Origin of the sequence: Mesorhizobium sp. M0174 (assembly GCF_040322275.1) — a bacterium.
GTDB lineage: Bacteria > Pseudomonadota > Alphaproteobacteria > Rhizobiales > Rhizobiaceae > Mesorhizobium.
This window is the reverse complement of record NZ_JAMYTB010000074.1, coordinates 1-638: the sequence shown is the minus strand read 5'-3', so window position 1 is coordinate 638 and position 638 is coordinate 1. Positions and strand designations below refer to the sequence as shown.

Genomic DNA, 638 nt, shown 5'->3' with positions numbered 1-638 from the left:
CGTGATGGGGGTTGTTGAGGTCGAGTAGCCGTTTCCATTTTTTGATGTTGAGATTCATGGCCGCGTAGAACCCCTGGCACCACGGCCGGGCGTCGATGCCGCCCCTGGGCTTGGTGGCGAATCGGGGCGCATAATCCTGCGGTCTGTCGAAGAGCGTCTCGTTGATCCGGTTGTGGATCCTGGCGACGCTGGCAAACACGGCCCGATCTGTTGCAGAGCCTTTGGCCAAGACGTCGCGCGGCAACCCCATGAGCGGGCACATCCAGTCTTGCGGGTCCGGGAACCGCGGCCCGGTGACCGCTGCCGTTACGAAGCCATCCAGCGCCGACATGGTCCGCACCAGCGGGCGACGGTTGATCTTGACGGCCATCCAGGCCTCGAGCGCCTCGTCCGACAGCGCCATGTCATCGATCGCGCTCATGCCGCCAAGGAGAGCTGCATCGCTTGGCGGCGCACCCAATTCCACGGCATCAGTTCGTCCCAGCGCGAGGCTGGCCAGTCGTTCTGGATGCGCTCGGTGACATCGGCCATGTAGGCTTCGGCATCGACGCCGCAGAGCTTGCAGGTCTCAATGATGCTGAGCACGACCGCTGACCGCTCGGCCGCGGCGAAGCTGCCCGAGAAAAGCCAATTGCGCC

Annotated in this window: 2 protein-coding genes; both read right to left on the bottom strand. The window is 64.3% G+C overall.

The genetic code is table 11. The annotated features are described in order from the left end of the window. A partial coding sequence (locus NKJ13_RS31545; protein WP_352779584.1) for a UPF0149 family protein occupies positions 1 to 403 on the bottom strand: 403 nt, incomplete at its 3' end. Positions 404 to 417: 14 nt separating this feature from the next. After that, a partial coding sequence (locus tag NKJ13_RS31540; RefSeq protein WP_352779581.1) for a transposase domain-containing protein occupies positions 418 to 638 on the bottom strand: 221 nt, incomplete at its 5' end.